Genomic DNA, 5,471 nt, shown 5'->3' with positions numbered 1-5,471 from the left:
AAGGAGGAGTTGGGAAAGAATTTCGAGGAAGGGGTTGACAGAGCCGAGGGAGGGGGATAGATTGGTAAATGCGCTCAGCGGGCACCCCCGCCTCCGCGCCTCGAACCTCGACAACTTCAGAGTCTGTCAGCACAATACTTTCAGCTCATTCTTTGACCTCGAAAATTCAATTCGGATAACCCTCCGATTCGTGGAATGCGAGTAGCAAGAAAGCGAATCACCATGGAGAGTTTGATCCTGGCTCAGGATGAACGCTGGCGGTCGGCCTAACACATGCAAGTCGAACGAAGTCTTCGGACTTAGTGGCGGACGGGTGAGTAACACGTGAGAATCTGCCCTCTGGAGGGGGACAACCGTTGGAAACGGCGGCTAATACCCCATATGCCTTCGGGTGAAACGCTCCGGCGCCAGAGGAGGAGCTCGCGGCCGATTAGCTAGTTGGTGGGGTAACGGCCTACCAAGGCAGCGATCGGTAGCTGGTCTGAGAGGACGAGCAGCCACACTGGGACTGAGACACGGCCCAGACTCCTACGGGAGGCAGCAGTGGGGAATTTTCCGCAATGGGCGAAAGCCTGACGGAGCCAGACCGCGTGCGGGAAGAAGGCCTTTGGGTTGTAAACCGCTTTTCTCAGGGAAGAAGACAGTGACGGTACCTGAGGAATCAGCCTCGGCTAACTCCGTGCCAGCAGCCGCGGTAATACGGAGGAGGCAAGCGTTATCCGGAATTATTGGGCGTAAAGCGTTCGCAGGCGGCCTGACAAGTCTGCTGTCAAAGCCCGCGGCTTAACCGCGGAGAGGCAGTGGAAACTGCCAGGCTAGAGTGCGGTAGGGGTAGGGGGAATTCCCAGTGTAGCGGTGAAATGCGTAGAGATTGGGAAGAACACCAGTGGCGAAAGCGCCCTACTGGACCGCAACTGACGCTCAGGGACGAAAGCTAGGGTAGCGAAAGGGATTAGATACCCCTGTAGTCCTAGCCGTAAACGATGGAGACTAGGTGTGGCTCGTATCGACCCGAGCCGTGCCGTAGCTAACGCGTTAAGTCTCCCGCCTGGGGAGTACGCGCGCAAGCGTGAAACTCAAAGGAATTGACGGGGGCCCGCACAAGCGGTGGAGGATGTGGTTTAATTCGATGCAACGCGAAGAACCTTACCAGGGCTTGACATCCGGCGAACCTTTGGGAAACCGAAGGGTGCCTTCGGGAGCGCCGTGACAGGTGGTGCATGGCTGTCGTCAGCTCGTGTCGTGAGATGTTGGGTTAAGTCCCGCAACGAGCGCAACCCTCGTCCTTAGTTGCCAGCATTTAGTTGGGCACTCTAAGGAGACTGCTGGTGACAAACCGGAGGAAGGTGGGGACGACGTCAAGTCAGCATGCCCCTTATGCCCTGGGCTACACACGTCCTACAATGGTCGGGACAACGGGCAGCGAACCCGCGAGGGCGAGCGAATCCCAGCAAACCCGGTCTCAGTTCAGATTGCAGGCTGCAACTCGCCTGCATGAAGGAGGAATCGCTAGTAATCGCAGGTCAGCATACTGCGGTGAATTCGTTCCCGGGCCTTGTACACACCGCCCGTCACACCATGGAAGCTGGCCACGCCCGAAGTCGTTACTCTAACCTACGGGAGGAGGGCGCCGAAGGCAGGGTTGGTGACTGGGGTGAAGTCGTAACAAGGTAGCCGTACCGGAAGGTGTGGCTGGATCACCTCCTTATAGGGAGACCTAACACAAGTGCAAAGGTAGAACAAATCCGTTGCAACTTGTCGTCATCCCAAGGTCGGTCGAGGTCGAGTTTAGGTTTTGAGTGAAAGAAGCGTGAGGGCAGATTCTGAATCGAGGTGAGAGCAACGGGCTATTAGCTCAGTTGGTTAGAGCGCACCCCTGATAAGGGTGAGGTCCCTGGTTCAAATCCAGGATGGCCCACTACCGATTGTCTGAAAGCAATCGAGTAAGGGAAGCGTGGGGGTATAGCTCAGTTGGTAGAGCGCCTGCTTTGCACGCAGGAAGTCAGCGGTTCGAGTCCGCTTACCTCCACTGAGAAGTAGAAGAGCGACCAAACGTCTCGGCACTGACGCGTAGAAGACGCGGAGCTGCCGGGCTGTAGAGTCCGAGCGAGCACCTTGAAAACCGCATAGCAATTGTCAAGAGCCAAGTATGCAGGTACCTATCGTCGTGGAAACATGACGGAGGACAATGCCGAGAGCAGCAAACCGAGGTCAAGCTACCAAGAGCTAACGGTGGAGCCCTAGGCACGCAGAGGCGAAGAAGGACGTGGCGACCGACGAAACGCTCCGGGGAGCTGGAAGCAAGCTATGAGCCGGAGGTCTCCGAATGGGGCAACCCCAAGAACGATTGACTGAATCCATAGGTCAATACGAGCGAACCCGGCGAACTGAAACATCTTAGTAGCCGGAGGAAAAGAAAGCAACAGCGATTCCCTGAGTAGCGGCGAGCGAAACGGGACGAGCCTAAACCAACTGCTGCGGCGGTTGGGGTCGTGGGACAACTACAAGTGTTTGCCCAAGCTAGACGAAGCAGCTGAAAACTGCACCCAAGAAGGTAAAAGTCCTGTAGTCGAAAGCAGCAGCAACACAGTTGAATCCCGAGTAGTCTGGGGCACGTGAAATCCCGGATGAATCAGCGAGGACCACCTCGTAAGGCTAAACACTACTGCGTGACCGATAGCGAACCAGTACCGCGAGGGAAAGGTGAAAAGAACCCCGGCGAGGGGAGTGAAATAGAACGTAAAACCGTTAGCTTACAAGCAGTGGAAGCCCGATTGAACGGGTAACCGCGTGCCTGTTGAAGAATGAGCCAGCGAGTGACAGGGCGTGGCAGGTTAAGGTGTGCAGCACCGCAGCCCGAGCGAAAGCGAGTCCGAATAGGGCGTAAGTCACGTTTTGTCGACCCGAACCCGGGTGAACTAACCATGTCCAGGATGAAGCTTAGGTAACACTAAGTGGAGGTCCGAACCGACCAACGTTGAAAAGTTGGCGGATGAGGTGTGGTTAGCGGTGAAATGCCAATCGAACTCGGAGCTATCTGGTTCTCCCCGAAATGCGTTTAGGCGCAGCCGTTACGGAGTCCTGCCGGGGGTAAAGCACTGTTTCGCTGCGGGCTGCGAGAGCGGTACCAAAGCGAGGCAAACTCAGAATACCGGTAGGTTAGTAACGAGTGAGACGGTGGGGGATAAGCTTCATCGTCGAGAGGGAAACAGCCCAGACCGCCAGCTAAGGTCCCCAAGTGGATGCTAAGTGATAAAGGAGGTGGGAATGCATAGACAACCAGGAGGTTTGCCTAGAAGCAGCAATCCTTGAAAGAGTGCGTAATAGCTCACTGGTCAAGCGTTCCGGCGCCGAAAATGAACGGGGCTAAGCATCCCACCGAAGCTGCGGACTATGTGGTAGGGGAGCGTTCTGTCAGTGGAGAAGCCCTAGCGGCAAGCAGGGGTGGAGCGGACAGAAGTGAGAATGTTGGCTTGAGTAGCGAAAACTTTGGTAAGAATCCAAAGCCCCGAAACCCTAAGGGTTCCTCCGGAAGGCTCGTCCGCGGAGGGTTAGTCGGGTCCTAAGGCGAGGTCGAAAGGCGTAGTCGATGGATACAGGGTTAATATTCCCTGACTGCCGAGCTGGAGCGGCTTGGGGACGCATGACAGCTAGCCACACCCTGATTGGATTGGGAGGGGACTACGGTCCCTGCGTGGTGAAGGATAGTGCCAAGAAAAGCCAAGTCCGTGTTGAAAGCCGGTACCCGTACCCGAAACCGACACAGGTAGGGTGGTAGAGCATACTAAGGGGCGCGAGGTAACTCTCTCCAAGGAACTCGGCAAAATAACCCCGTAACTTCGGAAGAAGGGGTGCCACCGAGAGGTGGTCGCAGTGAAGAGGCCCAGGCGACTGTTTACCAAAAACATAGGTCTCTGCTAACTCGCAAGAGGATGTATAGGGGCTGACGCCTGCCCAGTGCCGGAAGGTTAAGGAAGCTGGTTAGGGTAACCGAAGCTAGCGACCGAAGCCCCGGTGAACGGCGGCCGTAACTATAACGGTCCTAAGGTAGCGAAATTCCTTGTCGGGTAAGTTCCGACCCGCACGAAAGGCGTAACGATCTGGGCACTGTCTCGGAGAGAGGCTCGGCGAAATAGGATTGTCTGTGAAGATACGGACTACCTGCACCTGGACAGAAAGACCCTATGAAGCTTGACTGTAACCTGGAATGGGGTTTCGGCTTGGTCTGCGCAGGATAGGTGGGAGGCGATGAAAAGATGCTTGTGGGCATCTGGGAGCCGCTGGTGAGATACCACTCTGACGAAGCTGACATTCTAACCCTTACCCGTCATCCGGGAAGGGAACAGTTTCAGGCGGGCAGTTTGACTGGGGCGGTCGCCTCCTAAATGGTAACGGAGGCGCGCCAAGGTTCCCTCAGGCTGGTTGGAAATCAGCCGAAGAGTGCAAAGGCAGAAGGGAGCTTGACTGCAAGACCTACAAGTCGAGCAGGGACGAAAGTCGGCCTTAGTGATCCGACGGCACTGTGTGGAAGGGCCGTCGCTCAACGGATAAAAGTTACTCTAGGGATAACAGGCTGATCTCCCCCAAGAGTTCACATCGACGGGGAGGTTTGGCACCTCGATGTCGGCTCATCGCAACCTGGGGCTGGAGTAGGTCCCAAGGGTTGGGCTGTTCGCCCATTAAAGCGGTACGTGAGCTGGGTTCAGAACGTCGTGAGACAGTTCGGTCCATATCCGGTGCAGGCGTAAGAGCATTGAGAGGAGCCTTCCTTAGTACGAGAGGACCGGGAAGGACGCACCGCTGGTGTACCTGTTATCGTGCCAACGGTAAACGCAGGGTAGCTAAGTGCGGAGTGGATAACCGCTGAAAGCATCTAAGTGGGAAGCCCACCTCAAGATGAGTGCTCTCACTCCTTAAGGAGGTAAGGTCACGGGGAGAACACCCGTTACTAGACGCTAGGTGGAAGTGCGGCAACGTATGCAGCCGAGGCGTGCTAACAGACCGAGGGCTTGACCTCGCTGCTAGGCTGGTATGTTGGATTCTTGACAAAGGCTGTGCGGTCTTGAAGGTGTTGTAAAATGCATCGCTTTGCATTTTGAACTGGAGAAAGTAAGACATCTGGTTTTAAGGCTTTCCTGGTGTCAATAGCGCAGTGGACCCACGGCGATCCATCTCGAACTCGCAGGTGAAACGCTGCAGCGGCGACGATACTGGACGGGTTGCTGTCCGGCAAAATAGTTCGATGCCAGGTTTGATTTCATGAGGAAGTGCCCTTCAGCTGAAGGGCACTTCCTTTTTTTGACCCACCTTCTCTAGCGTGTGCCGCCAAACCGAGGTTCCTTGATGCAAAATCAAAGATTTTTCGCCCTCGATAGAGCCTCGAGTATGAAATCATATCCCGTGCCTGCTGCCACAACCTCTGGTGGGAGTCTGACGCGCTACTGCTCCTGCTTGCATAACAGTTGCTCTAA

2 tRNA genes and 3 rRNA genes are annotated in these 5,471 nt (G+C 55.7%); all 5 read left to right on the top strand.

The annotated features are described in order from the left end of the window. The first annotated feature begins 219 nt into the window (after positions 1–219). The 5 genes from KR51_RS11285 to rrf all read left to right on the top strand — a co-directional run bounded on the left by KR51_RS11285 (position 220) and on the right by rrf (position 5,251). Positions 220–1,708 (top strand): 16S ribosomal RNA (locus tag KR51_RS11285). 136 nt (positions 1,709–1,844) lie between these two features. Beyond that, positions 1,845–1,918: transfer RNA gene (locus KR51_RS11280), tRNA-Ile, on the top strand. A 38-nt stretch (positions 1,919–1,956) separates the two neighbouring features. Further along, positions 1,957–2,029, top strand: a tRNA-Ala gene (locus tag KR51_RS11275). A gap of 180 nt (positions 2,030–2,209) precedes the next feature. Then, positions 2,210–5,017, top strand: a 23S ribosomal RNA gene (locus tag KR51_RS11270). 117 nt (positions 5,018–5,134) lie between these two features. Next, positions 5,135–5,251: ribosomal RNA gene (gene rrf / locus KR51_RS11265) — 5S ribosomal RNA — on the top strand. Together the 16S, 23S and 5S rRNA genes with 2 tRNA genes alongside form the textbook arrangement of a ribosomal RNA operon. Positions 5,252–5,471: the final 220 nt, after the last annotated feature.

The organism is Rubidibacter lacunae KORDI 51-2 (genome assembly GCF_000473895.1).
GTDB lineage: Bacteria > Cyanobacteriota > Cyanobacteriia > Cyanobacteriales > Rubidibacteraceae > Rubidibacter > Rubidibacter lacunae.
This window is presented reverse-complemented; position numbering and strand designations above follow the sequence as displayed.